The following is a 26,436-nucleotide window of genomic DNA, read 5'->3' as shown; positions in this document are numbered from 1 at the left end:
CGAGCTTTGGGCCGACCTGAAAGATGTCCATGCCGCATTCGTCCAATGCGCCGCGCCGCACGCTGCTCCTGACCGGAGCCAGCCGCGGCATCGGCCACGCCACCGTGATCCGTTTCTCCTCGGCGGGCTGGCGCGTCATTACCTGCTCGCGGCACCCCTTCCCCGAGGACTGCCCGTGGGACGCCGGCCCTGAGGACCATATCCAGGTCGACCTCGCCGACCCCAAGGACACGACCCGCGCGATCTCCGAGATCCGCAACCGTCTCGAGGGCGGCATGCTGCACGCGCTGGTCAACAACGCCGCGATCTCGCCGAAGGGACCCGGCGGATCCAGGCTCGGCTCGGTCGACACCGACCTCGAGACCTGGACGCATGTCTTTCACGTCAACTTCTTCGCGCCGATCATGATCGCGCGCGGGCTGATCGAGGAATTGAAGGCGGCCAGGGGCTCGGTGGTGAACGTCACCTCGATCGCGGGCTCGCGCGTGCATCCGTTCGCGGGCGCCGCCTACGCCACCTCGAAGGCCGCCCTCGCGGCGCTGACGCGCGAGATGGCCTCCGACTTCGGCCGCATCGGCGTCCGCGTCAACGCCATCGCGCCGGGTGAGATCGACACCTCGATCCTGTCGCCGGGCACCGAGAAGATCGTCGAGCAGCAGATCCCGATGCACCGCCTCGGCACGCCCGACGAGGTCGCCAAGATCATCTACGTGCTGTGCACGGACACCAGCTCTTACGTCAACGGCGCCGAGATCCACATCAACGGCGGCCAGCACGTGTGATCCGTTCGCGTCATTGCGAGAGCGGAGCGTGGGCACACTCTCTCCAGGTCATTGCGAGCGGAGTCTGACGCGACGGCAGCGCTCCCCCAAGCGTAGGGTGGGCAAAGCGAAGCGTGCCCACGTATCTTTCGCGACCGAGAGAGATCGTGGGCACGGCGCAAGAGCGCCTTTGCCCACCCTACAATATCCGCGTGCGTGGCACGCAGTCAGATCCCAGGCACACCTTCTCGTTCTCGCGGCTGATTTTCACCCGAGCTTTGCTTGCGTCTTCACCCTCAAATCCAAGAGGGCGCAGGGAAGGCCGGGTGCTGACAACGCACCCGCGGTCTGCTGCGCAAAATGCACACGCAGAAGAACCGCACAGCAGCATACAGGTGGTGCCGATCACTCGGCCTTCCCTGCGCGGTGGTCGGACGGCTTATGCCGTGCTCTCCCGGGAGCCGAACTTTCCTTCTGGCCTCCCTCGCCCCGCGAATTGGATGATGCAGTCTGCCCGGTCGGGCTCGCTCGCACCTTCGCGGAAGCTTGACCGTAGCAACGACGGCCAGGACCACACGGTTTTGCCGTACGCACGGCCCGCCCTTTCGCCGCAGTATTTCCAGCCCTGTCGACAAAGCTGCGAAACTTACAGGCGAGACGAAGCCTAGCAGCGCCGTTCGTCACACGCGGTTACGGGCTCACAGGGACTACCCGCCCTGCCCGCACCTCTCATGCCGACGCTGCCGCGTCCACCGCAAGCCCGGCTCGCGATCAAGACGACCTCGAGATCGCCCCTCCTGGTGAGCCGGGATGGGCGACACATACGTCAAAACCGAATTTCGGTAAAGCGGAATATTTTCACGTGGACGGATTGACAGAGCGCGACACAGGGCTCGGTTTTGGCTCGATGGGGTTCAGCCGGCCTTTAGCGGAGCTGCCCAGCAGGCGTCACAGCCGATTGTCCTGAAAAAGATTGCGAAGAAAGGAAGCAAGGCGATCCAGACAACGCCGCCGCAAGACCTGGATCGCCCTCGCCTTCCGTTCTCAATCGATTCGAATCCGACGTGACCGGTCGCGCGGCCGCGGCGCGGCCGAGCTGAAGGCGGTCGAGCAATCGTCGTCGTTCTCACCGTCGAGCAGCGGAGCACCACAGTGCCGGCACATGCGCACCGACATCGACGACGCCTTGCCGCTCGTCATCGCCTGACGATAGTTCGCCAGATCGATGACGTTGCGGGGCGACGTTATGTGTTTTTCAACCATGGTTGTTCCTCGCGGCTACGCGCTACTTATCGCAGACAAGTTTCGCGCAAACGTTCAGCCCACCGCTCAAATTTTACCGGAGGAATTGCGGCACGATGCACCCATCACCGCGATGCCGCAATCCCGATCTATTCTGCGACACGATTCATCGTCTCCGTGCGACCGGCGTAAGGTCTCGGTAGCTATTCTCCGAGAGCGCGGCGCGATCAGAGCCACTTCTTCCACTTGAAGATCCAGTACGGGACGATCGCGGCGATCAGCATCATCACCAGCGCCATCGGATAGCCGTGCACCCATTCGAGTTCCGGCATGACCTTGAAGTTCATGCCGTAGACGGAGGCGATCAGCGTCGGCGGCATCAGGACGACGGCCATGACCGAGAACAGCTTGATGATGTTGTTCTGCTCGAGGTTGACGACGCCGAGCATGGCGTCGAGCACGAAAGTGATCTTGTTGGAGAGATAGGAGGCGTGATCGGTCAGCGAGGCCACGTCGCGCTGCATGGTCTTGAGTTGCTCGCGCATGTCCTTCGACCATTTCACGCCCTCCACGACCGCGGACAGGAACGCCACGACGCGGCCGATCGAGACGAGGCTCTCGCGAACCTTCGAGGTCAGGTCGCCCTTGCGACCGATCGAGATCAGGATCTGGGAATATCTCTTGGCCTGCCCGTGGCGCTCGCTCTCCGGCTCGAAGATGTCGTGGCTGACCTGGTCGATCTCGGCGCCGCACCGCTCCAGGATGTCGGCGCAGCGGTCGATCACGGCGTCCAGCAGTTCCATCAGCACCGTCTCGCCGGTGACGGACGGCGTGCAGGAGCGAGCGAGCTTGGCCTCGACGAGAGCGAACGGCTTGGGGAGGTCGTAGCGCACCGTCACCAGGCGGTGGTCGGCGAGGATGAAGGTCACCGGCGTGGTCCTGGGCATGTCGGTATCGGAGTGGCACATCAGCGTCGCGGTCATGTAGCGCCCGCCGTTCTCGATGTAGAGGCGGCTGGAGATCTCGATCTCCTGCATGTCTTCCCGGGTCGGGATCGCGATGCCCGCGAGCCGCTCCACCGCCTTGTCCTCAGCCGCGCTCGGATTGACGAGATCGATCCAGACCGCGCTATCGGGCAAGGCGGAAAGATCCTCGATCACGACCTTCTTGAGGGCGGACTCGGAGGGAACAAAGACCGAAAACATGCACGACTCCGACAGACCTGCGACAGAAGGCCAGCCCTTAGCGCGATTCTGGCCAGTTCACGATGACAACTGCATTAAGGAAGCGTTTGGATTTGCGGCCACGTCACGGCTCGACTGTGGCGCGGAAACGACAGTCGGCCATTTCCGGCCCAAAATCCTGCACGGTGCCGCAAAATTTGCGGCAGAAAAGCCACAGCTGGGCTCTCGCAGCGCGGGAAAAGGGCTTCAGTGCTGGAATTGTGGCAGATTTCAACGATAATGGGATTAACGGAGTCGAGGAACTTGGGCGTTAAGCTCAGGCATTCCGCACGGTATTGTTTTGATTGGAACCAAACCATGTCGTCGCTGAAAGTTATGTTTGGGATTTTGGCCGCCGGCCTGATGCTGTCGGGCTGCATGCAGGCCACTCGCTATGAGGCGACCGACACCAAGGCCTTCAAGCCGAAGGACAAGGAGCTTCTCGCCAAGGTCAAGTACGAGAACGCCCCGGTCGCAGAGCCGTTCCGCCGGGCCATCGTCGAATACCACCGCAAGGAATCGCCGGGCTCGATCGTGGTCGATTCCGACAACCATTACCTCTACTACGTGCTCGACGGCGGCAAGGCGATCCGCTACGGCATCACCGTGGGCGAAGAGGCCATGGCCTGGTCGGGCATCGCCAAGGTCGGCAGCAAGACCGAGTGGCCGGCCTGGCACCCCACCCCCGGCGAAATTTCGCGCCTGGGCGTGCCGACCTATGTCGCCCCCGGCCCGGACAATCCGATGGGCTCCCGCGCGCTGTACCTCTATTCGGGTGGCAAGGACACGCTGTTCCGCATCCACGGCACCAACCAGCCGGAATATATCGGCGCCTCGATCTCGTCAGGCTGCATCCGTCTGACCAACGAGGACGCGATCGATCTCTATGATCGGGTCAAGGTCGGCACCCTCGTCGTGGTGCTCGAGCCCAAGCACGGCGACTCGCCGTACAATTCGCGATTGGCGCTCGGCAACAGCCAGGCGGTCAGCTACTGATCGTCGCCTGATCTTTCTGACGTCCAAAAGCGCCGGTTTCACCGGCGCTTTTTTGTTGCCGGCTTGTGCGGCCGGGACTTGCCGCCCTCGGCCGCCGACTTCTCTGTCGGCGCTGGAGCCTTCTCCGCTGCCTCCTCGCCAGCGCCTTCCCGAACCTCAGGCTTGGCCGCGACCTCGCGCGGTGGCGCTTCCACCGGACGTTCCGCCGGCAGCAGCGGTGCGATTCGTGGCAGCGGGTCCCAGACATTCCACTGGCAGATCCGGTAGTCGTTGCGCCGCTGCGCCAGGTCGAGATGGATATGGTCCTCGTGGTACCAGTCCGAGCCCGGGCCGAGCACGGTGGAAAACCGCGTGCAGACCGAGTGCAGCACGCGTTCGCGCACCTCGCGCGGCATGGTGCGGTCGGTGAGGCCGATCGACTGTCCGTTGGCCAGCTTGATGGCGCGCACATCGACGGCGTTGGCCTTGCCGTGCTCCGACAGCAGCGCGCCGGCGACGCGGTTGCGGCCGCGGCACTCGAAGGAATTGAAATTATCGAGGTCGCTGATGGTCGAGCCGAGGCTGCTGGCCAACGGCACCATGTCCTTGCGCAGCCAATCGGCGATCGCGGACGCCATGGTGCAGCGAAGGATCGCGGCCGGCTTCACCGTCACCTTGCGCTTGTCCGGCAGCACGACGGCTTCCAGCCGTACCAGATCCTCGCCGCCGCAGGCGCCGGGGCCGCGGATATCCGGAACGGAGGGCGCGATCGCGATCTCCTCGGTCAGCGCGAGGCGGCAGGCCGAGGCCTGCTTCTCGGGCGGCGCCGCGGCCTCGGCGGGCTTGTCGGCTGCCGGCTTGTCCCGGGAGGGCTTGTCCTCGGCCTCCGCCGGCGCCGCTTGCGGCGCTTTGGGGGCCTCCTCAGGGCGCGGTCTCGGCAGCGGAATTTTGGCGGAATGTACCGCCGGGCGCGGCCGGGGTGCGGCGATACCGAAGATATCCAGCGGCGATGCATGCCTTCGCGCCTCTGCCTGCTCGACGAGCACAAGCGACAGGCCCAGCGCAGCGGTAACCATTGCCGCGCCGGCGGACATATAGCCGCGACAAGACCATTTGCGGCGAAAGTCCGGCAGGCTAAAAGTCATGGCAATCTTTGGCCCAACGCTGAGAGCGACAACGCGCCCAGCGGCTTCTCGGAGGAACGTCGGAATGCTTGGTTTGATGCAAGATTGGCCCCTGCTCTGCCACCGGATCATCGAACACGCCGCCAAAATTCATGGCAAGCAGGAGGTGGTCACACGCTCGGTCGAGGGACCGATCCATCGCACCACTTACGGAGAGATCCACAAGCGCGCGCTCAAGGTCTCGCAGATGCTGGAGCGCGACGGCATCAAGCTCGGAGACCGTGTCGCAACCATCGCCTGGAACACCTGGCGCCATCTCGAGGTGTGGTACGGCATCATGGGGATCGGTGCCATCTGCCATACGGTCAATCCCCGCCTTTTCCCCGAGCAGATCGCCTGGATCATCAACCATGCGGAAGACCGCATCGTGATGACCGATCTCACCTTCATTCCGATCCTGGAGAAGATCGCCGACAAGCTGCCGAGCGTGGAGCGCTACGTCGTGCTCACCGACAAGGCGCACATGCCGCAGACCACGCTGAAGAACGTGATCGCCTACGAGGACTGGATCGCGCAGGCGGACGGCAAATTCAAATGGAAGGACTTTGACGAGAACACGGCAGCCGCGATGTGTTACACCTCCGGCACCACCGGCGATCCCAAGGGTGTGCTGTATTCGCATCGCTCCAACGTGCTGCACGCGCTGATGGCCAACAATGTCGACGCCCTCGGCACGAGTGCGTCCGAGACAATGCTGCCGGTGGTTCCGCTGTTCCATGCCAACAGCTGGGGCATCGCCTTCTCCGCGCCTTCGCAGGGCACCAAGCTGGTCATGCCCGGCGCCAAGCTCGACGGCGCCTCGGTCTATGAGCTGCTCTCGACCGAGAAGGTGACGCACACCGCTGGCGTGCCGACGGTGTGGCTGATGCTGCTCCAGCACATGTCCGCCAACAATCTCAAGCTGCCGGATCTGAAGATGGTGATCTGCGGCGGCTCGGCGATGCCGCGCTCGATGATCAAGGCCTTCCTCGACATGGGCTCGAACGTGCGTCACGCCTGGGGCATGACCGAGATGAGCCCGATCGGCAGCGTCGCGGCGCTAAAGCCGCCGTTCCAGAACGCCACCGGCGATGCCAAGCTCGACGTGCTCCAGATGCAGGGCTATGCGCCCTTCGCGGTCGAGATGAAGATCACCGACGATGCCGGCAAGGAGTTGCCCTGGGACGGCAAGACCTTCGGCCGCCTCAAGGTCTCCGGCCCCGCCGTCGCCAAGGCCTATTACCGCGTCGACACCAACATTCTCGACGAGGACGGCTTCTTCGACACCGGCGACGTCTCGACCATCGACGAGGACGGCTACATGCGGATCACCGACCGCTCCAAGGACGTGATCAAGTCCGGCGGCGAGTGGATCTCCTCGATCGACCTCGAAAACCTCGCGGTCGGTCATCCGGCCGTGGCGGAAGCCGCCGTGATCGGCGTGTTCCACCCCAAATGGGACGAGCGGCCGCTCTTGATCGTGCAGCTCAAGCAGGGCCAGCAGGCCACCCGCGAGGAGATCCTGAAGTTCATGGACGGCAAGATCGCCAAATGGTGGATGCCCGACGACGTCGCCTTCGTCGAGGGTATTCCGCACACGGCCACCGGCAAGATCCTGAAGACGGCGCTGCGCGACCAGTTCAAGGACTATCGCTTCCCGAACGCGGCAGCGTAAGCGGCTCGCATGCAACGTCATTCCGGGCGGCTCGAAGAGCCGACCCGGAATCTCGAAATTCCGGGTCTGGTCCTTCGGACCATCCCGGAATGACGGCAGTAGTAGCCCGGTCTCCCTTGAATTTGCCGCCGCGCCGTGGTCTCAACGGCCCATCGTCGCGCCTTACCGGCCGGCATCGCCAACCCGGCAGAGCACTCGATGGCCCGCAGGTTTTCCGCTCCCTACCAGTCGGAGCCCGTGTCCAGCCTCGCGAGCTGGGCGCGCAATCTGGCCGTGTTCGCGGTGGTGGCGGTGGTGGTGTCGATCATCATCGTCCGGTTCGATTTGCTGGAGCCGAAGCCGGCGCTCGCCACCTTCCTCGGCGGGCTCGCGATATCAGGTCTCTCGATCCTGTTCGGGCTCTTAGGCTTTGCCGCGATCTGGCAGAACGGCTCGCGCGGCATGGCGCGCATTCTGCTCGCATTCCTGATCGACGGGGCGATCCTCGCCTATCCCGCCTATCTGGCCTTGCAATATCGCAAGCTGCCGGCGATCTACGACATCACCACCGACCCGATCGACCCGCCGCGCTTCGACGCCCTGGCGCGGCTGCGCACCGGCGAGGGCACCAACCCGGCGGTCTATGCCGGCCTCTATTCGGCGGAGCAGCAGCGCCATTTCTATCCCGACGTCGAGCCGGTCGAGCTCGAGATCTCCGTCGACCGCGCCTATGCGATCGCCCTCCAGCTCGTCCACAAGCGCAAATGGATCGTCATCGACGAGCGTGCGCCGCAGCCGCCGCGCCGCATCGGCCGCATCGAGGCGGTGGCGCGCACGCCGATCATGGGTTTCCGCGAGGACATTTCGATCAGGTTCGTGGCGGACGGCGACGATTCCCGCGTCGACATCCGCTCGGCCTCGCGCAATTTCGACAGCGACCTCGGCAGCAACGCCGCGCGGATCAAGAAATTCATCGACGATCTCAATAGCGCCGCCGATGCCGACGCGCTCAAACCGGTGAAAAAGACGCCGGTGACGCCGCCGAAGGCGCCGGCAAAGACGGTGAAGAAATAGCGAATTGGCGAGTGGCGAATGGAGAAACGCAATTCGCCACTCCCTAATCGCCATCGCCCCTAGGCCATCCGATACGTCCCCGTGATCACGGGATCGCCCTCGGTCGCGACCACGCCGCGGGCGACCAGATCCTCCAGATGCGCCAGCACGGAATAGCCGGCGGCCGTCGTCAGCCTGGGATCGATACCGATATAGATCGCGCGGACCATGGTCGGGATGTCGGTCTCGCCCTTGGCGAGGCGGTGCAGGATCGAGGCCTCACGCGCCTTGCGGTGACGGATCAGGAAGCGCACGAAGCGCTGGCCCTCGGGGATCTCGGGGCCGTGGCCGGAGAAGTAGAGGTCTTCTGCGCGGGCGGCGAGCCGGTCCAGCGAATCCATGTAGTCTATCATCGAGCCGTCGGGCGGCGCCACGATCGAGGTCGACCAGCCCATCACGTGATCGCCGACGAAGTTGAACTTCCGCTCCGGCCAGGCGAAGGCCAGATGATTGGCGGTGTGGCCCGGCGTCGCCACGGCCTCGAGCCGCCAGCCGTCGCCTTCGACGACGTCGCCATGTGCGACGTTGACGTCCGGTGCGAAATCGCGGTCGGCGCCGGATTCCGGATTGTGCTTCTCGCTCTCGAAACGCGGACGCGAGGCGCGGTGCGGACCCTCGGCGTAGACCGGGGCCCCCGTCGCCTGCTTGATCCGCGCGGTGTTCGGCGAATGATCGCGATGGGTGTGGGTGACGAAGATATGGCTCACCGTCTCGCCGCGCACGGCATCGAGCAGCGCAGCCGCATGCGCCTCATCGTCGGGACCGGGATCGATGATCGCGACATTGCCTCGGCCCACGATGTAGCTGACGGTGCCGGTGAAGGTGAACGGGCTCGGATTGTTGCAGAGCACGCGGCGCACGCCGGGCCGGACTTCCTCGACGATGCCGGGACGCAGCGGAAAATTGCGGTTGAACGGGACGTCGTCGTTGTCGGACATGGGACTTCCTGTGCCACACTCTCTGCCGTCATACCCCGCGCAGGCGGGGTATCCAGTACGCCGCGGCGCCAGTGACAAGAGCGAAGTCTCCGGCATACTGGATCGCCCGCCTGCGCGGGCGATGACAGTGGAGCAAGCTAGCCGCGGCGGAAAAACACAGCGACTAGAAAAACGCCTGAATGCCCGTGATGGCGCGGCCCAGGATCAGGGCGTGGACGTCGTGGGTGCCCTCGTAGGTGTTGACCGTCTCGAGGTTATGGACGTGGCGCATCACGTGGTACTCGATCGAGATGCCGTTGCCGCCGTGCATGTCGCGGGCGGTGCGGGCGATGTCGAGCGCCTTGCCGCAATTGTTGCGCTTCATGATCGAGATCATCTCGGGCGCGAACTTGCCCTCGTCCATCAGGCGGCCGACGCGAAGCGAGCCCTGAAGACCGAGCGCGATCTCGGTCTCCATGTCCGCGAGCTTCTTCTGCACGAGCTGGGTTGCGGCCAGCGGCTTGCCGAACTGCTTGCGGTCGAGCGTGTACTGGCGGGCGCGATGCATGCAGTCCTCGGCTGCGCCGAGCGCGCCCCAGGAGATGCCGTAGCGGGCGCGGTTGAGGCAGCCGAACGGACCCTTCAGGCCGGAGACGTTGGGCAGCAGCGCGTCCTCGGGGACCACGACGCCGTCCATCACGACCTCGCCGGTGATGGAGGCGCGAAGCGACAGCTTGCCGCCGATCTTCGGGGCGGAGAGGCCCTTCATGCCCTTCTCCAGCACGAAGCCGCGGATCTGGTTGTCGTGCGCGGCCGACTTGGCCCAGACCACGAACACATCCGCGATCGGCGCGTTCGAAATCCACATCTTGCTGCCGGTGAGGCGGTAGCCGTCCGAAACCTTCTCGGCGCGCGTCTTCATGCCGGCGGGATCGGAGCCCGCGTCCGGCTCGGTCAGGCCGAAGCAGCCGACCCACTCGCCGCTGGCGAGCTTGGGCAGGTACTTCTTGCGCTGGTTTTCGTCGCCATAGGCGTAGATCGGATACATCACCAGCGAGGACTGCACCGAGTTCATCGAGCGGTAGCCGGAATCGACCCGCTCGATCTCGCGCGCGACGAGGCCGTAAGCCACGTAGCTCGCATTGGCGCAACCGTATTCCTCCGGCAGCGTGATGCCGATCAGGCCGAGCTCGCCCATCTCGTTGAAGATCTCGCGGTCGGTCTTCTCCTCGAGATAGGCCTTGGCGACGCGCGGCAGCAGCTTGTCCTGGGCGTAAGCGCGTGCGGTGTCGCGCACCATGCGCTCGTCTTCGGTCAGCTGCTCGTCGAGCAGGAACGGATCGTCCCACTGGAAAGAAGCCGCAGCCGGCTTGTCCTTGGCCTGAGGGCGCACGCTCATGAAACGTCCTTTCACGTCTGGTTCCGTCAACAATTGCCCGACAAACTAAAGCGCCGCGGCAACAAGTGCAATTGCGTCCTGGTTTTCGCTCGTTCCGGTCCGGCGCTTCAGCGCCATCCCGGAACGACACTGCGCGTCAACTCTCGAGCTGCTCGTTGGCGACGATCTCGATGCCGAAGCCCGACAGGCCCTTGTAGTCGTGCACCGAGGAGGTGAGATGCCGGATCGAGGTAACGCCGAGATCGCGCAGGATCTGCGCACCGACGCCGACCTCGCGCCACTGCCGGTTGCGGTCGGCCTCGGTCTGCGTCTCGTCCGGCAGCGCCGCGACGGGCACACCGGCCGCGCCGTCGCGCAAGTAGACCAGGACGCCGCGGCCGGATTTCTTGAAATGCTCCAGCACCGCCGCCATGCGCTTGTGCCCAGTGAAGATGTCCTTGACGATGTTGGGCTTGTGGAAGCGCGTCAGCACGTTCTTGCCGTCGCCGACGCCGTTGTAGACGAACGCAACATGGGCGATGGAATCGAACGGCGAACGGTAGGCATAGCCCTGCAACGGTCCGATCGGGCTTTCGGTGACGAAGGTCGAGACCCGTTCGATCAGTTTCTCGCGCGCCTGGCGGTAGGCGATCATGTCCGCGATGGTGACGTGCTTCAGCTTGTGCCTGGCGGCGAACTGCGCGACCTGCTCGCCCTTCATCACGCTGCCGTCGTCGTTCATCAATTCGCTGATGACGCCGACCGGCGGCAGACCGGAGAGCTTGCAGAGATCGACCGCGGCCTCGGTATGGCCGGAGCGCAGCAGCACGCCGCCGTCCTTGGCGATCAGCGGGAAGATGTGACCGGGCCGGGCGAAATCGTTGGCGCCGACGTTGGGATTGGCCAGCGCGCGGCAGCAGGAGGCGCGCTCCTCGGCGGAGATGCCGGTGCCGCCATCGGGCTTGTAGTCGATCGACACCGTGAACGCGGTGGTGTGCGCGGAATCGTTATGGGCCACCATCGGATCGAGCCGCAGGCGGCGCGCGTCCTCGCTGGTCACCGGCGCGCAGACGATGCCCGAGGTGTGACGGATGATGAACGCCATCTTCTCGGCGGTGCAGAGCGAGGCGGCGACGATCAGGTCGCCCTCGCCCTCGCGGTCCTCGTCGTCGGTGACGACGACGAGCTCGCCCCGGGCAAAGGCCTGCAAGACTTCCTGAATGCTATCGGGCATTTCCCAATCTCTATCGGTTATGCCGGGAGGCTTAGCCGGACTTGGACCGGGGCGCTAGTGTCCTGGACGCAACCGCATATTCCGGGCGGCGGGCCATCGCAGGGCTCGCTTGCACCGAAGATACCAGGATATAGGCACAGGCAGCGGAGCGGAAGCCGGCCGGACGCCGTCAGGGCAGCACCTCGCGCCGCTCGCCGAGCCGCTGATCGAGCTCGGCGCGCTTGTCGGCCAGGAGGCCGGCCTGGGCCGCCTCGATCACCGTGAACAGCTCGTGCGCGTCGCTGAGCCGGGTCACGGTGACGTAGCTGGCGCCGGCCTCGTAGAGGGCGCCGACGTCGCCCAGGAGGTCGGCGGTGGCGACGATCAGGGCGGTCGGATTGAGCGCGCGGACGTGGCGGACCAGCTTCTCGTTGGTGGCGCCCTTCAGCAGCGAATCCGGCACGCTGAGGATGATGATCTCGGACTTGCCGATGCCGGCATGGAGCAGCGTATCGACATTGCTGATATCGCCGTAGATCACGTGCAGGCCGCGCGAAAGCAGAGTCTGGTACACATTGGGGTTGAAGTCGACCACGGTGATCTGCTCGAGCAGCACCGGCGTCTGCCGTTCGATCTCGGCCAAGAGCGCGCTCGCCGCGCGGAAAAAGCCGAGAATGACGATGCGGCGGGCCTCGCCGTGGCCGCCCTCGTGCCCCTCCTCGCCATGGCCGCTGCCATGGTCGAGGTCGCGCAGGCCGATCCGTTTCAAGGGACCGATCGCCCAGCGGGTGATCTCGTCGCTGCGGCTCATCGCGAAGGTCGAGAGCACCGCCAGCACCACGAAGGCGAAGGAGGCCGCGTTCGCCGTCTCGGCTGCGATGTGGTGATCGGTGATGCCGGTCTGGATCACGACCAGCGAGAACTCGGAGATCTGCGCCAGGTTCAGCGCCGGCAACAGGCTGGCGCGCAGGCCCTGCTTCATCAGATAGAGCGGGGTGAAGGTGGTGACGAGGCGGCTCACCACCGTGAACGCCGCGATCATCAAGGCCAGGCTGATCACCGAGAGGCCGGGCACGGGAATGGTCATGCCGAGCGCGACGAAGAACAGGGTGATGAAGAAGTCGCGCAGCGTGGTGACCTTGGCGGTGACGTCGAGCGCGTAAGGAAAGGTCGAGAGCGAGACGCCCGCGATCAGCGCCCCCATCTCGCGCGACAGCGACAGTTGATACGCGGTCTCCGCGACCAGGAAGCACCAGGCGAGCGCGCCGAGCAGGATCAGCTCGGGCCGCCGGGCGATCTGGTGGAACAGCCGCGGCAGCACGTAGCGGCTGACCAGCAGCGCGGCCGTGACCAGCACCACAACGCGGCCGATCGAGAGCAGGATGACGCTGACCTGCAGATTGGCAAGGCTCGGCTGCACCGCCAGGAACAGGATGGCGAAGATGTCCTGAAGCACCAGCACGCCGAGCGTGATGCGCCCCGGCAGCGTGTCGAGCTCGCGCTTCTCGTAGAGCACCTTGACGATGATGACGGTGCTCGACAGCGCGCAGGCGACGGAGAGGTAGACCGCATCGAAGTGCCCGCCGCCGAGCCCCAGGCCGATGCCGACGAAGAACAGGCCCCCGAGCAGGCAGCCGACGAGCAGCTGGCTGCCCGCCGCGAACAGGATCACCCGCCCTGCCCGCACGATCTTCTTCAGGTCGATCTCCAGCCCGATCATGAACAGCATGAAGATCAGGCCAAGCTCGGAGATGACGCTGATCGATTCCTGCGAATGGACCCAGCCGGCGCCGAATGGACCTATGCAGAAGCCGGCGATAAGGTAGGCCAGGATCAGCGGCTGCCGGGAGAAATGGGCGAGCAGGCCCAGCATCCAGGCGAAGAGGATAGAAAGAGTGATGTCGCGAATGAGCTCGTGCATACCAAATTGGTCCGTTTTGCACCCTAGAGACGGGTTGCGGCGCGGCAAGCGAGCAATTCGTCACATGCGAAAGGGGTTGCTCGCAGCAATGCTGCTATGCCCCCTCGCCGTTGCCGTGCCCGCCGCCGCACAATCCAAAGTCAATATCGAACAGAACTTTGCCGATTCCCTCACCGCGATGCCGAAGGAAGAACTCTCCGTCTCCGGCGGGTTCTACGTGCCCGCTTACTCCAGCGTGGCGATGAGCCGGGGCAAGCTGCGCATCGACTTCTCGGTGACCTTGAGTGTTCACAACGCCTCCGAGACCCAGCCGCTGGTGATGAAACGCATCGCCTATTTCGACACTGCAGGCAAGCAGGTCGACAATTATCTGAAGGCGCCGGTGGCCTTGAAGCCGCTGGCGACCGTCTCGGTCTTCATTCCCATCGACGACGTGCGCGGCGGGACCGGGGCCAATTTCCTAGTCGACTGGGCCGCGACAGGGGAGATCGCCGAGCCCGTGGTCGAGGCCTTGATGGTTGGCGGCGTCGCCAATGCGCATTACGCTTTCATCAGCCAGGGCCGTCCAACCCGGACGGTCACCAGGAAATAACGCCGTCCGGCCCGGACGGCCGGCAAGACACAAGGCTGGCCGGTGCAACGCCGGCTCCATAAGAACAGAAACGAGGAACGCCCCAATGACGTCCAGCTTCGATTTCGCGCCCCTGTTTCCGGCAGGGCTGCCGGCCCCGTCCGCGCGCTGGACGGGGCTTGCCCAATACAGCTTTGTCGGCGGCAACAACGATTCCGAGCAGGTGCCGCTCGAGGAGCTGATCGAAGCGACCAACACGGTGCTGCGGCGCGAGGGACGCTCGCTCGCGACTTACGGGCTGGCACACGGCCCGCAGGGTTACCTGCCCCTGCGCGAATTCCTGGTGACGAAGCTCAAGCGCGATGCCGGGATCACCTGCACGGTCGACGATCTCCTGATCGTCTCCGGCTCGCTGCAGGCGCTCGACCTCGTCAACGCGACGCTGTTGGCCCGCGGCGACACCGTGATCTTCGAGCAGGACAGCTATCAGGGCTCCCTGACCCGCCTGGCGCGGCTCGGCGTCAACGTGGTCGGCGTCCCCCTCGACAAGGACGGCATGCGCATGGATGCGCTTGCCGCGACGCTGGCCGATCTGAAGGGCCGCGGCATCCGTCCGAAATACATCTACACCATCCCGACGGTGCAGAACCCGACCGGCAGCATCATGCCCGAGAGCCGCCGCGCCGAGTTGGTCCGGCTTGCGACCGAATACGGCGTGCCCATCTTCGAGGACGATTGCTATGCCGACCTCGTCTGGTCCGGGCAGCGGCCGCCGGCGATCTACGCGATGAGCGAGAGCGGCGGCGTGATCCATATCGGCTCGTTCTCGAAATCGATCGCGCCGGCGCTGCGCGTCGGGTTCATCGTCGCGCCCTGGGAGGTGATGTCGCGGATGCTGGCGCTGAAGACCGATGCCGGCTCCGGCGCACTCGAGCAGATGGTGCTCGCCACCTATTGCAAGCCGCATTTTTCGACCCACGTGCCGGCCTTGACCAAGGCCCTGCGCACCAAGCTCGACACGCTGATGGAGGCGCTGAACGAGCAGTTCGGGACGGCGGCGGAATTCGAGGAGCCCAAGGGCGGCATCTTCCTCTGGGTGAAGCTGCCCGACCAGGTCGATACGCTGAAGCTGTACCAGGCAGCGCTCGCCGCCGGCGTCTCGATCAATCCGGGGCCGGAATGGTCGACCAACAAGGGCCATTCCAGCTCACGGCTGCGGCTATGCTTTGCAAGTCCGACGCATCAGCAGATTCGCGAGGGCGTCGCCGTGCTGGCCGAGGTCTGCCGCAAGGAGTTCGGCGTGCCCGCCCGCAGCGCCAATGTGGAGAAACGGGCCTAGATGAGGCGGGCGGCGCGCATTTTCGCCTGGACTTGCGGAATCGCGTTCGCTCTCGTCCTGGTGGTTGCCGCTTCCGAAGTCTTGCACTTCGCTACGAGTACCGAATCCAGCGCACGCGAAGAAGCCGTGCTTGCCTTCAAAGCAGAGTGCGCGAGGCGCGGGATTGCTTCCGACCGATTCGAAGGCCCCCAAAGAATTAAATCGCCTGAAGGAACCTATGGGTTCTTGTGGAGGGACCGGTCGAATGCAGACCAGATCGTGACCATGACGCGGTATTTCCCGTCGGGCACGGAATCCTGGTCGGTGGGACGCGACGCGGTCTTCCAACCCCATTGACCCGGCGAGAGCACTTCGCTCACGCCGCGTCGAGAATTCACGCTCAGCGTCAGGCCTGGGGCTGACTGCCGTGGATTGCGGAGGCCAGCCGCAGCAAAAGCACGATCGAGACGTTGCCCTTGCCGGCCTCGATCTGGGCGATGTAGCGCTCGGAGATCCCGGAACGGCGAGCCAGCTCGCGGCGCGACAGGTCGCAGCGCATGCGCGAGGACCGCAGGCGATCGCCCAGCTCGGTCAGAAACTCGGTCTCGGAATAAGGCGGCACGGCACAGCTCCCCGGCAGCACTTCGCCCGCAAAATCCATGACTTGATTCAGCATTGGTCTATCCAGGTTCGCCTTCGGGAAGCGCCATCCTACCCCGGAAAAGACCGGGCTCATTGACGCCGATCAAATTCGCGAGTGATCGGCAGCCGCCATGGACGGGAACGGGCGGGATGCTACACTTTGGAATTCTTCGAGGCGGGGTTCCTTAAGGACATGACGCGTTGTTTGAGCCGCTGGATCGCGGCTGCGCTGCTGTGGGCGGCGATGACGCCTGCGGCCGGTGCCGAGACACTGGCTGCGACGATCGAGCAATGGGGCCTGCTCGGCTCGTGGGCGGTCGACTGCGCCGCCAAGCCCGACCGCGACAAGGGCGCGCTCCTGAGCTACGAGATCCGGAAGGACGGCCGGGTGATGTACCGGCGCAATTTCGGTGACGCCAAGGACGAGAACGAGGTGGTGTCGGCCACGGTCAGCGCCGACGGCCTGCTCAATGTGATGGTGTACTTCCCTTCGCTGCACCAGGCGCGTGAGTTCGGCTTGGCGCACTTGAAGGACGGCAGCCTGCGCGCGATCTACAATCGCAGCGAGCGCGGCGAGTACACCATCCGCGACGGCAAGTACGTCGCGACGGGTGCCCCGACGCCGCCGCAACAGCGTTGCGATTAGTCACCTGAACAGCTGTTCAGAATTCTCCTGCGATTCCTCCGGAACGTTCGTGTGGATGCGCCGTTTAAATGTGCATTCGAATTGGAGGAGGACGTCATGAAGAAGCTTGGTTATGCAATTGCGGCCCTGGGTGCGCTCGTGATCGCGGCGCCGACGCTGGCAAGTGCGGAGACGGTCGTGATCAAGCGCAGCGGCTATCACCATCACCATCATCACGGCCCGTACGGTGCCCGCGCCCAATACCGCGCGCATCGCGACCACGGCTGGCATCGCGGTCACCATCGCAACAAGGTCGTGGTGATCAAGCGCAGCCATCGTCATCACTGGGATTGATGCAGAGTAGATCTGGAAATGGCCCCTCACGGGGCCATTTCTTTTGCGTTCTTCTTCCTTCTCCCCTTGCGGGAGAAGGTGGCGCGAAGCGCCGGATGAGGGGTTGCTTCAGCGCACCCCAACGCGAGAGATTCGCGTGCGGAGAGAACCCCTCACCCGGCTTTGCTTCGCAAAGCCACCCTCTCCCACAAGGGGAGAGGGTGAGCGGTACGCTTTGCTAATCCCACGCGGGCGCAAAGCCCGGATTGACGCAGCGCCTGTCCTTCGGCAGCGCGGCGATTTTTGCGCGGTCGGCATCGTCGAGCGTGACCTTGAGAGCATCAAGGTTGGCCTGCTGGCTCTCGCGGCGCGAGGCCTTCGGGATCGCGGCGACGCCGTCCTGGTCGAGCAGCCATTTCAGCGCGACCTGCGCGGCGGTCGCGTTGTGCCTGGCACCGATCTCGGCCAGCACCGGATCCGAGGCAACCCGCCCCTGCGCCAGCGGACAATAAGCGACGAGCGGGATCGACTTCGCCGCGAGATAGGCCAGCACCTTGGATTGATCGAGCATGGCGTGATATTCGACCTGGTTGCAGGCGATCGGCGTCCTGATGTCCTCGACCGCGAGCTTGAGCAGCGCCGTGGTGAAATTGGCGACGCCGATGGCGCGCGTGCGTCCCTCCTCCTTGAGCTTCATCAAGGTCTCGAACACCGCGCCCCAATCCGCAACCTTCGAGGGCCAGTGCACGAGATAGAGATCGACATGGTCGAGCCTGAGCTTGTTCAGGCTGGCGTCGAAGGCACGCCGGATCGCATCCGGCGTCAGGTTCTCGTGCCAGACCTTGGTCGTGACGTGAAGCTCGCCGCGCGGCAGGCGGGACGCGGCGATGGCCGAGCCGATCGGCTCCTCGTTGGCATACATCTCGGCGGTGTCGATGTGGCGATAGCCGATCGACAGCGCGCTCTCGACCGCAGCGCGGCAGGCATCGCCCTGCATGCGAAAAGTGCCGAGGCCGAGCTTGGGCATGCTGATGCCCTGTGTCTTCAGATTGTCCATGAACAGACTCCTGACGTGGTTCGTCCCGTAGGACGCGCGCGTTGCCGCGTGAGCAGACTCTTCGGTGATGGAAAAGTGATGGCGGGAGTGAGCAGCATAGCCCGGCAAGGGCAGCCCGGCCAATCAAGATCGGGTTAGGTGTGATCAGGTCGTCGCCAGGGGCGAAGTGCGCTCCCTCTCCCGGTTGCGGGAGAGGGCTGGAGAGAGGGTGCATCCGCAACGGGAAAGTCCCCAAGAGGAGAAAGCCCTCACCCGGCGCTTCGCGCCGACCTCTCCCGCAAGCGGGAGGTATTAAACGAGCCGCCCGCCCCTCACGAATGCTGCGCCACCACAGCGGGTCGCGCTTGCGGCTGCGGCGCGATGTCGACCGACCAGAGGCTGCGATTATCGACGTCCTTCAGGGTCACGGTCATGACGCCGCTGCGGCCGTCGATGTCGACACGGCCGAAGAATTGCAGGCCGAAACAAGGCGCCAGATTTTCACCCTGCGCTGCGCTGCAGCCGTTCTGGTACATCGCGGCCGGACCAAAGGTGTCATCGAGCGCGGCCGGGCCCCAGGTCCCGGCATGCAGCGGGCCGGAGACGAACTCCCAGAACGGCTCGAACTCCTGGAATTGCGCCCTGCTCGGATCATAGTGATGCGCGGCAGTGTAGTGCATGTCGGCGGTGAGCCAGACGATGTTGCGCACACCGGCGCGCTTGATGGAGCTGAGAAGATCGGCGATCTCGTGCTCGCGCCGATCGGGCGGCCCGTCGCCGAGCGCGACGGCGTCCAGGCTGATCAGGCCGATCGGCAGGTCGGATGCGATCACCTTCCAGGTCGCGCGCGAAGCAATAAGCTCGCGCTTCAGCCAGGCGAGCTGCTCGGCACCAAGAATCCAGCCGCGCCTGTCACTGCCCTTGTTCCAGCTATCGTCGCGATAGCTGCGCATGTCGATCATGAAGATGTCGAGCAGCGGGCCGTAGGCGATCTTCCGATAAACCCGGCCCTGCTGCGCGCCGATATCGCGGATCGGCATGAAGTCGAAGAAGGCACGGCGGGCGCGTGCGACCAGGCGCGGGGTGCCGTCATCCTCGAAGCCTGCGTCGTCGTAGCTGCCGGACGGCGACCAGTCGTTGGTGACCTCGTGGTCGTCCCATTGCGCGAGCATCGGCACTTCCGCGTGGAAGGCGCGAAAGCTCTCGTCGAGATGGTTGTATTTGTAATTGCCGCGAAACTGCGCCAGCGTGTGCGCGACCTCGGACTTTTCCTCGGTCACGAGGTTGCGCCAGATCTCGCCGTTCGGCAGCTTCTGCTCCGACGGGATCTTGCAGTCGGCGTAGATGTGATCGCCGGAATGGATGAAGAAATCGGGACGGTTGTCGAGCATGGTCCGATAGCTGCGATAGCCGCCGCGCGCGACGTCGATGCCCCAGCCCTGCCCCGCGACGTCGCCGGACCACACGAACGAGATCGACCGGCCGGCTGCCGGCGCAGTGCGGAAATGGCCGATGCGGCTGTCGCCGCGAAGGCCGGTTGCGATGTCGTCGAAGCGGATGCGGTAAAAGACGTCCTGTCCCGGCGGCAGATCGTTCAGCAGCAGCTTTGCGGTGAAATCCGCGTCAGGCAGCGCATCGCGCGAGGCCGACGCAAGGACGGTCTTGAAGCTCTCGACGGTCGAGCACTCCACGTGCATTCGCGCGGGACGGTCGGCGCGCGCCCAGACCACCGCGGAGCCGTCGCAGACGTCGCCGGACTGAACGCCGCCGGCGACCTGCGGACGATCGGCGGCGCGGCTGAGATACGGGGTTGCGAGCGTGCCGAGCGAGGCAACCGCCAGGCTCGAGGTCGAACGGACCAGGAATTGCCGCCGGGACCATGCGCGCGAAGCGCGGAGCGTTGCCATTCGGAAGCCTTCGTCGAATCGCGACGGAAGGTGCCTGCGCTCCTTGACTCCCGGCTTACGGTTTCTTGACCCCGTGCCGACGATTTTGCGACGCGGAGATGACGGGGCGAGATGCAGCGGCGACGATGGTCTGCCCCCTCGCCCCGTTCTTACGGGGAGAGGGTTGGGGTGAGGGGCCTCTATCCGCGATCACGGTGAGAGTGAGACTCGCGGAGAGTCCCCCTCACCCGGATTGCGCGTTCGACGCAATCCGGCCTCTCCGCGGCAGGGCAATCGCACATGGGAGCGATCTTGCCTGTGGCCATCCTTCGAGACGCCCGCCGTTGGCGGGCCCTCAGGATGAGGACCATGTGCGCGGCACCAGTCTCAGCGAGCACCAATGCTTCTTAGCCTCATCCTGAGGAGACCGCGAAAGCGGTCGTCTCGAAGGACGAGGCGCGCGCTCAGGTCTCGCAAAGCGCCGTATGCGATCGCCCTGCCGCACGCGGGGAGAGGCGAAGGCGAAGCGTCCCGCCCTAGCGCTTCCAGTTGCAGATGCCGCCGGTGCGGCAGGGCCAGGTCTGGATGCGGGTGTCCATCGCCTGCGCGTCGAGCGGGTTACCGCGACGATGCGCCAGCTTCGCGCGGGCTGCGCCGCGCGGCTGCGCGTTCCTCGCATGCGCGGCCTTCGGCTCGGTCACACGGACGCGCTCGGCCGCCACCTTCTTCGGCACGTCGACGGGCTCGGCGCGTGCCTGCGCCTCGTTGCCGCCGCGCGCTTCGAGGGCGACCGGGGCGAACTGCGTCTCGGGCCCGAGACGCTTCGGCGACAGCACGGCCTTGGATAGATCGAGGCCGAGATATTCGCCCGGCTTGTAGTCGTCGGCGCGCGCGATGCCGCCCCACGTGATGACGAGGGCAACGGCAATTGCAAAGGAACTGCTTTTCAGGACCACGGACGCCTCCTGAAATTCCATTATGAAAGGGGTAATTTACCCCTATTTAGGAGGCGTCGCGCGGAATTCCAGCGGCCAGGTGCCGCCGTGGTTAAGAAGTTTGGCGGTGTCAGGCGACCTTTCGCGTCGTCCCCGTCCCATCCAGGAAACCCATCAGGCGGCTGCGGATGATCTGTTCCGCCTCAGCCATGATCCGATCGATGAGTTCCTTGCAGGAGGGGATGTCATGGATCAACCCTGCAACCATGCCGCAACTCCAGGCGCCGGCGTCCATCTGGCCTTCCAGCATGATCTTGGGATAGACGCCCGCCACCTGGTCGTGGATGTCGTCGATCTTCAGCCTGTCGCCCTTCTCGCGCTCGATCTCGATGAGGCGGTCGACATTGGCGTTTCTCAGCACGCGCTCGGTGTTGCGCAAGCTGCGCATGATCAGACGGGTATCGAGCTCGGTGGCTGCGACCAGCGCGTTCTTCACGTTCTGATGCACCGGCGCCTCCTTGGTGGCGATGAAGCGCGTGCCCATGTTCATGCCGGCTGCGCCGAGCGACAGCGCGGCGACGAGGCTGCGCCCGTCGGCCATGCCGCCGGAGGCGACGAACGGGATCTTCAATTCCTCCGCTGCGCGCGGCAGCAGGATCATGTTCGGAATGTCGTCCTCGCCGGGATGGCCGCCGCACTCGAAGCCGTCGACGCTGACGGCGTCGCAGCCGATGCGCTCGGCCTTCAGCGAGTGGCGGACCGAGGTGCATTTGTGGATGACCTTGATGCCGGCCGCCTTCAGTGCCGGCATGTAGGCTTCCGGGCTGCGGCCGGCGGTCTCCACCGCCTTGATGCCGCCTTCGACGATGGCGGCGATGTATTCGGGATAGGGCGGCGCCGCAAAGGTCGGCAGAAAGGTGAGGTTCACGCCGAACGGCTTGTCGGTCATGTCGCGGCAGCGCGCGATCTCCTTGGCGAGCAGCTCCGGCGTCTTCTGGGTGAGACCGGTGATGATGCCGAGCCCCCCGGCATTGGAGACGGCGGCGGCCAGCTCGGCAAAGCCGACGAAATGCATGCCGCCCTGGATGATGGGATGCTCGATGCCGAACAGCTCGGTGATCGCAGTCTTCACTTGGTTTCTCCTCCCGGAATTCGCCTATGTTGAGCTTAGTCTAGCCGGACTTTTGCGATGCGGTCACCATTTCTCTCCGAAGGGGCGGATTTCCATTTCAAAGGTCCAGGCACTCTTGGGCTGCCGGTAGAGCTGCCAATAGGCGTCCGCGACCGAGGACGGCGGCATCAAGAGATCGGGATTATCAAGCGCATCGGGCCCGTGCGCCTCCAGCCTGCGCTGCCGCACCCATTCGGTGTCGACGCCGGAATCGATGATGAGATGGGCGACATGGATGTTCTTCGGCCCGAGCTCGCGCGCCATCGCCTGCGCTACTGCGCGCAGGCCGAACTTGGCACTGGCGAAGGCCGCAAAACCGCTACCGCCGCGCAATGAGGCGGTGGCACCCGTGAAGAAGATGTTGCCGCCGCCGCGCGGCAGCATCAGCCGCGCCGCCTCGCGCCCCGCAAGGAAGCCGGAATAGCAGGCCATCTCCCACACTTTCCGAAACACGCGTTCGGTGGTGTCGAGAATCGGGAAATTGACGTTGGCGCCGACGTTGAAGATGCAGACTTCGAGCGGCGCATGCTGGTCGGCGTCGTTGAGGAAGGAGATGACCTCTTCCTCCTTGCGCGCGTCGAGCGAGCGCGCATGGATCTCGCCGCCGGCGGCCTCGATGTCCTTCACCAGCGGCGCCAGCTTGTCGCCGTTGCGGCGGCCGGCGAACACCGTGAAGCCTTCGGCCGCGAATTTCTTGGCGATCTCGGAGCCGATGAAATCGCCGGCCCCGATCACGGCCGCTGTCGCGTTTCGCTTGGGCAAGGTCGCCTCCTCCGGTGCGAACGGTGCAACTGGGCGCGAGGCTACAGTTCTAAAATAGAACTGTCAAACTACACCGCCGAATGATAGGCTTTCCTGCAAATTGCTCTGATCATTCAAGTCAGTTCCTTTTTCTGACTGACTGGCTTTCTGACTGACTAGCCTTGCTCCGGAGACGGCATCATGAAGTGGGACACGCTGGACGAAGAGCCCTGCTCGCTCTCCCGCACCGTGGCCGTGGTCGGCGACCGCTGGACGCTGCTGATCCTGCGCGAATGCTTCCTGCGCGTGCGCCGCTTCGAGGGCTTTCAATCGTCGCTTCAGATCACGCGGCACCTGCTCTCGGAGCGGCTGAAGAAGCTGGTGCGGTTCGGCATCCTGCGTCGGGTCCCCTATTCCGAGGCGCCGAGGCGCTACGAATACATCCTCACGCAAAAGGGTCTCGACCTCTACCCGATCATCATGGCGATGGTGCACTGGGGCGACACCCACATGGGCGACGAGCGCGGCCGCCCGATGCTGCATCAGCACAAGAGCTGCGGCAAGCTGTTCGATCCCGTCATGGTATGCTCGGAATGCGGCGAGGCGCTGCACGCCAAACAGGTGCACGTGCATGCGGGGCCGGGTCAGAAGGCCGCGGCGGGGTGAGTCAAGGCCCCAAGCCCGCTCGCAAGTCCGCGCCGCGCTCGATAGTCTGAGAAAGACGGCACCAGTCTCAGTGCGTCTTGGTCCGATGCCATTTCTCGAGATCGGGGTTCACCTCGTCCGACCCCTGCTCCTTTTCCGGGTTGCCCTTCCAGGGCTTGTCCGTCTGTCTGTGCGAACCCCAATCGTTCTGATCGCGGGGATCGTCGTTAGGGCGTTCCTTGCTCATCGGTTGATTCCTTCTGCTACGCGAACGGGACGCCGTAATAGGCATTGATGCCGCGCACGGCCGCGTCATCGCTCCAGTTCCAGTCGGTCTTCTCGCCGTATTTCGGAGCATCTTCCAGATCCTTGGCCGTGATCGCGGTGATGTAGCCGCCCAGCTCGGTGTCGTATTTCAGGGATTGCCAGGGCAACGGATAATGATCATTGCCGAGGCCGAGGAATCCACCGAAACCAAGCACCGCGTAGGAAACCTTGCCGCTGATCTTGTCGATCATCACCCGTTCGATCGAACCGATCTTGTTCCGATCGGCCCCGAACACCGATGTTCCTTCGACCTTGTCGCTTCCGATCAGCCGGCCCATTTCGTCGCGGTCCAATTCGCCCTGATTCAGCATCGTCATTCTCCACTCGGCCATATCTGAATCAATCGCGAGGGGGCGGCGATCGTTCCGGGCGCGTTCCCGGAGCTGGCCAGGAACATCGCAGGAAAGGAGCCGTTCTCTGAGCTCACACGGTCGGCCGGGGTTCGCACGATGTCCCAGACCGTCTCCGATTTCATCGTCCAGCGTCTGCATCAAGGGGGCGTGCCCACATCTTTGGCTATCCCGCGACGGCATCAACGGCGTGTTCGGAGCGATGAACCGGCAGGTGCTCGAGACGATCCTGCCTGGAAAGGAATGAGGTGAACCATGAGCGACTTCCGCGATATCCAGCACGGCGTCAACGATCCCGTCGACGGCGTCGACGTGAAACACCGCTTCAACGACAACACGACGCCGCATCAGCGCGCGCAGCGCCATGCCGACGTGCGGGCCGACGCCGCAGCCAGCGCCGCCGAGCCGTTCCTGCCGGAGCGGCTGCGACGCAAGCCGACCGATCCGATCAATCCGCGCACCGGACGCAATCCCGCAGATTAGCGTTAGGAACCTCGGCGCCCTCGGCGTGTTGGTCGGCGCAATGTCGCCGGCAAGTGGTCGCGCGACCGATCGAGGATTTGACCATGAAACGCACCATCATCGCCCTTGCCTGCGTGCTACTCGCAGGCCCTGCGCTCGCCCAATCGCTGGGCGAGAAGACCGGCGTCAATTCGGCGCTCGGCGTCGCGCCTTCCACCCCCGACTTCGTCAAGCAGGTCGCGATCAGCGACATGTTCGAGATCGAGTCGAGCAAGCTTGCCCAGCAGAAGGGCAACGCGCAGGAGAAGAGCTTTGCGCAGCAGATGATCACCGATCACACCAAGACCAGCACCGAGCTCAAGGGCCTGGTCGGCGAAAAGAAGATCCAGGCCACGCTTCCGACGCAGCTCGACAGCTCACACCAGAGCAAGCTCGACAAGCTCAAGAGCGCGAACGGCAAGGACTTCAGTTCGGACTACAATTCCTACCAGGTCAGCGCCCATGAAGACGCCGTGTCGCTGTTCGAGCGCTACGCCAAGGGCGGCGACAATTCCGACCTCAAGGATTGGGCCGGCAAGACGCTGCCCGCCCTGAAGCACCATCTCGACATGGCCAAGGAGCTCGGCAAGGCGCCGAGCGTCGGCCAGTCCACCAAGTAACGCGTTGCTGAAGGACGCCGGAATTTCCGGCGTCCTTTGCTTAGCAACGTCGACCGTCTCCGCGCATTGAGCCTCGACCATCGCGGAGAGCATCATGCCGAACCACATCAAGACCCCACTGTCCCGCCGCCACGTCATGCACGCCGCGAGCGCAACGCTCGCAGCGGCCTCGCTGGCGTCCACAGCGAAAGGAGAGAGCGCCATGGCCGAGCACGCCTTGATCGATCCGGTCGGCCGCTATCCGAAGCCGCCGTTCAAGAAGCAGTCGCAGTCCTGGCCGGGCCTCGCCGGCCAGATGGAGCCGCGGCCCGACCATGGCGAGACCAGCTACAAGGGCTCCGGCCGGCTCGCCGGCCGCAAAGCCCTGATCACCGGCGGCGATTCCGGCATGGGCCGCGCCGCCGCGATTGCCTATGCGCGCGAAGGCGCCGATGTCGCCATCAACTATCTGCCGGCGGAAGAACCCGACGCACGGGAGGTGATCGCGCTGATCGAGAAGGAAGGACGCATCGGACTTGCAATTCCCGGCGACCTCACGGACGAAGCCTTCTGCACCAAGCTGGTCGAGCAGGCCGTGAAAGGCCTCGGCGGTCTCGACATCATCGTCAATAACGCAGCACGGCAGCAGACCCGCGCCTCCATCCTGGACGTTTCGTCGGAGGATTTCGACGCCACCATGAAGACCAACATCTACGCGCCGTTCTGGATCACCAAGGCGGCGCTCCGGCATCTCAAGCCCGGCGCCTGCATCATCGGCACGACCTCGGAGCAGGCTTACGATCCCTCGCCGGATCTCTATGACTACGCGCAAACCAAGGCGGCGACGATGAACTACGTGAAGTCGCTGGCCAAGCAGCTCGCCTCCAAGGGCATCCGTGTCAACGGCGTCGCGCCGGGACCGATCTGGACGCCGCTCCAGGTGTCCGGCGGCGCCACGATGGAGAAGCTCGAAAAATTCGGCGGCATGACGCCGCTCGGGCGCCCCGGGCAGCCGGTCGAGCTCGCCTCGATCTACGTCCAGCTTGCCGCCGCCGACGCCAGCTATGCGACCGGCCAGGTCTACGGCGCTGCGGGTGGATCAGGCCAGCCTTAGCGAGCCGGGAACGAACGCTGGAATCCAGGAACCATCTTTGTCTCTCCGTTTTACAAAACTGTCATGGAGGAAGTATCGCCGG

At 64.6% G+C, this 26,436-nt stretch carries 27 protein-coding genes; 12 read left to right on the top strand and 15 right to left on the bottom strand.

Going from position 1 to position 26,436, the window contains the following annotated elements; all coding sequences use genetic code 11:
• Positions 1-29: 29 nt before the first annotated feature.
• Positions 30-782 (top strand): SDR family NAD(P)-dependent oxidoreductase, encoded by a 753-nt coding sequence (locus DCM80_RS20365; RefSeq protein ID WP_257193344.1) that lies wholly within the window; start codon positions 30-32, stop codon positions 780-782.
• Between the two features lie 1,023 nt (positions 783-1,805).
• On the opposite strand, the gene DCM80_RS20360 is transcribed toward DCM80_RS20365, so the two are convergent.
• Positions 1,806-2,024, bottom strand: coding sequence for a hypothetical protein (locus tag DCM80_RS20360; RefSeq protein ID WP_257193342.1), 219 nt, complete (start codon positions 2,022-2,024; stop codon positions 1,806-1,808).
• Between the two features lie 206 nt (positions 2,025-2,230).
• A complete protein-coding gene (locus DCM80_RS20355; protein WP_257193341.1) occupies positions 2,231-3,208 on the bottom strand; it encodes a magnesium transporter CorA family protein in 978 nt (325 codons plus the stop codon).
• 336 nt (positions 3,209-3,544) lie between these two features.
• Here DCM80_RS20355 and DCM80_RS20350 point away from each other — a divergent pair, with 336 nt between their 5' ends.
• Positions 3,545-4,222, top strand: a complete 678-nt coding sequence (locus tag DCM80_RS20350; protein WP_257193340.1) for a L,D-transpeptidase — start codon at positions 3,545-3,547, stop codon at positions 4,220-4,222.
• 38 nt (positions 4,223-4,260) lie between these two features.
• On the opposite strand, the gene DCM80_RS20345 is transcribed toward DCM80_RS20350, so the two are convergent.
• Positions 4,261-5,346, bottom strand: a complete 1,086-nt coding sequence (locus tag DCM80_RS20345) for an extensin family protein (protein ID WP_257193339.1) — start codon at positions 5,344-5,346, stop codon at positions 4,261-4,263.
• A 64-nt stretch (positions 5,347-5,410) separates the two neighbouring features.
• Here DCM80_RS20345 and DCM80_RS20340 point away from each other — a divergent pair, with 64 nt between their 5' ends.
• Entirely contained in the window at positions 5,411-7,039 is a 1,629-nt protein-coding gene (locus DCM80_RS20340; RefSeq protein WP_257193338.1) for a fatty-acid--CoA ligase, read from the top strand.
• A gap of 198 nt (positions 7,040-7,237) precedes the next feature.
• The gene (locus tag DCM80_RS20335) at positions 7,238-8,092 is read left to right on the top strand and encodes a DUF1499 domain-containing protein (protein WP_257193337.1); all 855 of its coding nucleotides are present in this window, start codon (positions 7,238-7,240) and stop codon (positions 8,090-8,092) included.
• 59 nt (positions 8,093-8,151) lie between these two features.
• On the opposite strand, the gene DCM80_RS20330 is transcribed toward DCM80_RS20335, so the two are convergent.
• From DCM80_RS20330 to DCM80_RS20315, 4 genes are all read right to left on the bottom strand, one after another.
• Entirely contained in the window at positions 8,152-9,069 is a 918-nt protein-coding gene (locus DCM80_RS20330) for an MBL fold metallo-hydrolase (protein ID WP_257193336.1), read from the bottom strand.
• 163 nt (positions 9,070-9,232) lie between these two features.
• The gene (locus tag DCM80_RS20325) at positions 9,233-10,447 is read right to left on the bottom strand and encodes an acyl-CoA dehydrogenase (protein ID WP_028135001.1); all 1,215 of its coding nucleotides are present in this window, start codon (positions 10,445-10,447) and stop codon (positions 9,233-9,235) included.
• Between the two features lie 136 nt (positions 10,448-10,583).
• Entirely contained in the window at positions 10,584-11,660 is a 1,077-nt protein-coding gene (ribB, locus tag DCM80_RS20320) for a 3,4-dihydroxy-2-butanone-4-phosphate synthase (protein ID WP_028135000.1), read from the bottom strand.
• A 169-nt stretch (positions 11,661-11,829) separates the two neighbouring features.
• The gene (locus DCM80_RS20315; RefSeq protein ID WP_257193335.1) at positions 11,830-13,560 is read right to left on the bottom strand and encodes a cation:proton antiporter; all 1,731 of its coding nucleotides are present in this window, start codon (positions 13,558-13,560) and stop codon (positions 11,830-11,832) included.
• 64 nt (positions 13,561-13,624) lie between these two features.
• On the opposite strand from DCM80_RS20315, the gene DCM80_RS20310 reads away from it, so the two are divergent.
• Positions 13,625-14,152: a DUF3124 domain-containing protein gene (locus DCM80_RS20310; RefSeq protein ID WP_337993408.1), complete on the top strand. Its 528-nt coding sequence runs from the start codon at positions 13,625-13,627 to the stop codon at positions 14,150-14,152.
• Positions 14,153-14,237: 85 nt separating this feature from the next.
• Positions 14,238-15,470, top strand: a complete 1,233-nt coding sequence (locus DCM80_RS20305) for a PLP-dependent aminotransferase family protein (protein ID WP_257193331.1) — start codon at positions 14,238-14,240, stop codon at positions 15,468-15,470.
• Positions 15,471-15,855: 385 nt separating this feature from the next.
• On the opposite strand, the gene DCM80_RS20300 is transcribed toward DCM80_RS20305, so the two are convergent.
• Positions 15,856-16,125 (bottom strand): helix-turn-helix domain-containing protein, encoded by a 270-nt coding sequence (locus tag DCM80_RS20300; protein WP_257193330.1) that lies wholly within the window; start codon positions 16,123-16,125, stop codon positions 15,856-15,858.
• A gap of 159 nt (positions 16,126-16,284) precedes the next feature.
• On the opposite strand from DCM80_RS20300, the gene DCM80_RS20295 reads away from it, so the two are divergent.
• Together DCM80_RS20295 and DCM80_RS20290 are read left to right on the top strand one after the other, a co-directional pair.
• Positions 16,285-16,737: a hypothetical protein gene (locus DCM80_RS20295; RefSeq protein ID WP_257193329.1), complete on the top strand. Its 453-nt coding sequence runs from the start codon at positions 16,285-16,287 to the stop codon at positions 16,735-16,737.
• 96 nt (positions 16,738-16,833) lie between these two features.
• Complete coding sequence (locus DCM80_RS20290) at positions 16,834-17,070, top strand: hypothetical protein (RefSeq protein ID WP_257193328.1); 237 nt, start codon at positions 16,834-16,836, stop codon at positions 17,068-17,070.
• 217 nt (positions 17,071-17,287) lie between these two features.
• Here the strand turns inward: DCM80_RS20290 and DCM80_RS20285 are convergent, their stop codons facing one another.
• The 5 genes from DCM80_RS20285 to DCM80_RS20265 form a co-directional block, all read right to left on the bottom strand.
• Positions 17,288-18,106, bottom strand: coding sequence for an aldo/keto reductase (locus tag DCM80_RS20285; RefSeq protein WP_257193327.1), 819 nt, complete (start codon positions 18,104-18,106; stop codon positions 17,288-17,290).
• Positions 18,107-18,417: 311 nt separating this feature from the next.
• Positions 18,418-19,992, bottom strand: a complete 1,575-nt coding sequence (locus DCM80_RS20280) for an alkaline phosphatase (protein ID WP_257193326.1) — start codon at positions 19,990-19,992, stop codon at positions 18,418-18,420.
• A 515-nt stretch (positions 19,993-20,507) separates the two neighbouring features.
• On the bottom strand, positions 20,508-20,927 hold the full coding sequence (locus tag DCM80_RS20275; protein ID WP_257193325.1) for a hypothetical protein: 420 nt from the start codon (positions 20,925-20,927) through the stop codon (positions 20,508-20,510).
• Positions 20,928-21,036: 109 nt separating this feature from the next.
• Positions 21,037-22,038, bottom strand: a complete 1,002-nt coding sequence (locus DCM80_RS20270) for a nitronate monooxygenase family protein (protein ID WP_257193324.1) — start codon at positions 22,036-22,038, stop codon at positions 21,037-21,039.
• A gap of 63 nt (positions 22,039-22,101) precedes the next feature.
• A complete protein-coding gene (locus DCM80_RS20265; protein ID WP_257193323.1) occupies positions 22,102-22,839 on the bottom strand; it encodes an SDR family oxidoreductase in 738 nt (245 codons plus the stop codon).
• A 180-nt stretch (positions 22,840-23,019) separates the two neighbouring features.
• Between DCM80_RS20265 and DCM80_RS20260 the strand changes: the two genes are divergently transcribed.
• Positions 23,020-23,484, top strand: coding sequence for a helix-turn-helix domain-containing protein (locus DCM80_RS20260; RefSeq protein WP_257193322.1), 465 nt, complete (start codon positions 23,020-23,022; stop codon positions 23,482-23,484).
• 67 nt (positions 23,485-23,551) lie between these two features.
• On the opposite strand, the gene DCM80_RS20255 is transcribed toward DCM80_RS20260, so the two are convergent.
• Both DCM80_RS20255 and DCM80_RS20250 read right to left on the bottom strand, forming a co-directional pair.
• Positions 23,552-23,710 (bottom strand): hypothetical protein, encoded by a 159-nt coding sequence (locus DCM80_RS20255; protein ID WP_257193321.1) that lies wholly within the window; start codon positions 23,708-23,710, stop codon positions 23,552-23,554.
• A 16-nt stretch (positions 23,711-23,726) separates the two neighbouring features.
• On the bottom strand, positions 23,727-24,101 hold the full coding sequence (locus tag DCM80_RS20250; RefSeq protein ID WP_257197985.1) for a PRC-barrel domain-containing protein: 375 nt from the start codon (positions 24,099-24,101) through the stop codon (positions 23,727-23,729).
• A 294-nt stretch (positions 24,102-24,395) separates the two neighbouring features.
• Here DCM80_RS20250 and DCM80_RS20245 point away from each other — a divergent pair, with 294 nt between their 5' ends.
• The 3 genes from DCM80_RS20245 to DCM80_RS20235 all read left to right on the top strand — a co-directional run bounded on the left by DCM80_RS20245 (position 24,396) and on the right by DCM80_RS20235 (position 26,354).
• Positions 24,396-24,623, top strand: a complete 228-nt coding sequence (locus tag DCM80_RS20245) for a hypothetical protein (protein WP_257193320.1) — start codon at positions 24,396-24,398, stop codon at positions 24,621-24,623.
• Positions 24,624-24,706: 83 nt separating this feature from the next.
• Positions 24,707-25,261 (top strand): DUF4142 domain-containing protein, encoded by a 555-nt coding sequence (locus DCM80_RS20240; protein WP_028134982.1) that lies wholly within the window; start codon positions 24,707-24,709, stop codon positions 25,259-25,261.
• A 202-nt stretch (positions 25,262-25,463) separates the two neighbouring features.
• On the top strand, positions 25,464-26,354 hold the full coding sequence (locus DCM80_RS20235; protein ID WP_257197984.1) for an SDR family oxidoreductase: 891 nt from the start codon (positions 25,464-25,466) through the stop codon (positions 26,352-26,354).
• Positions 26,355-26,436 lie beyond the last annotated feature (82 nt).

Origin of the sequence: Bradyrhizobium sp. WBOS08 (genome assembly GCF_024585125.1) — a bacterium.
Taxonomy (GTDB): Bacteria; Pseudomonadota; Alphaproteobacteria; order Rhizobiales; family Xanthobacteraceae; genus Bradyrhizobium; species Bradyrhizobium japonicum_B.
The sequence above is the reverse complement of the archived record's forward strand: the minus strand, read 5'-3'. Positions and strand labels throughout refer to the sequence as shown.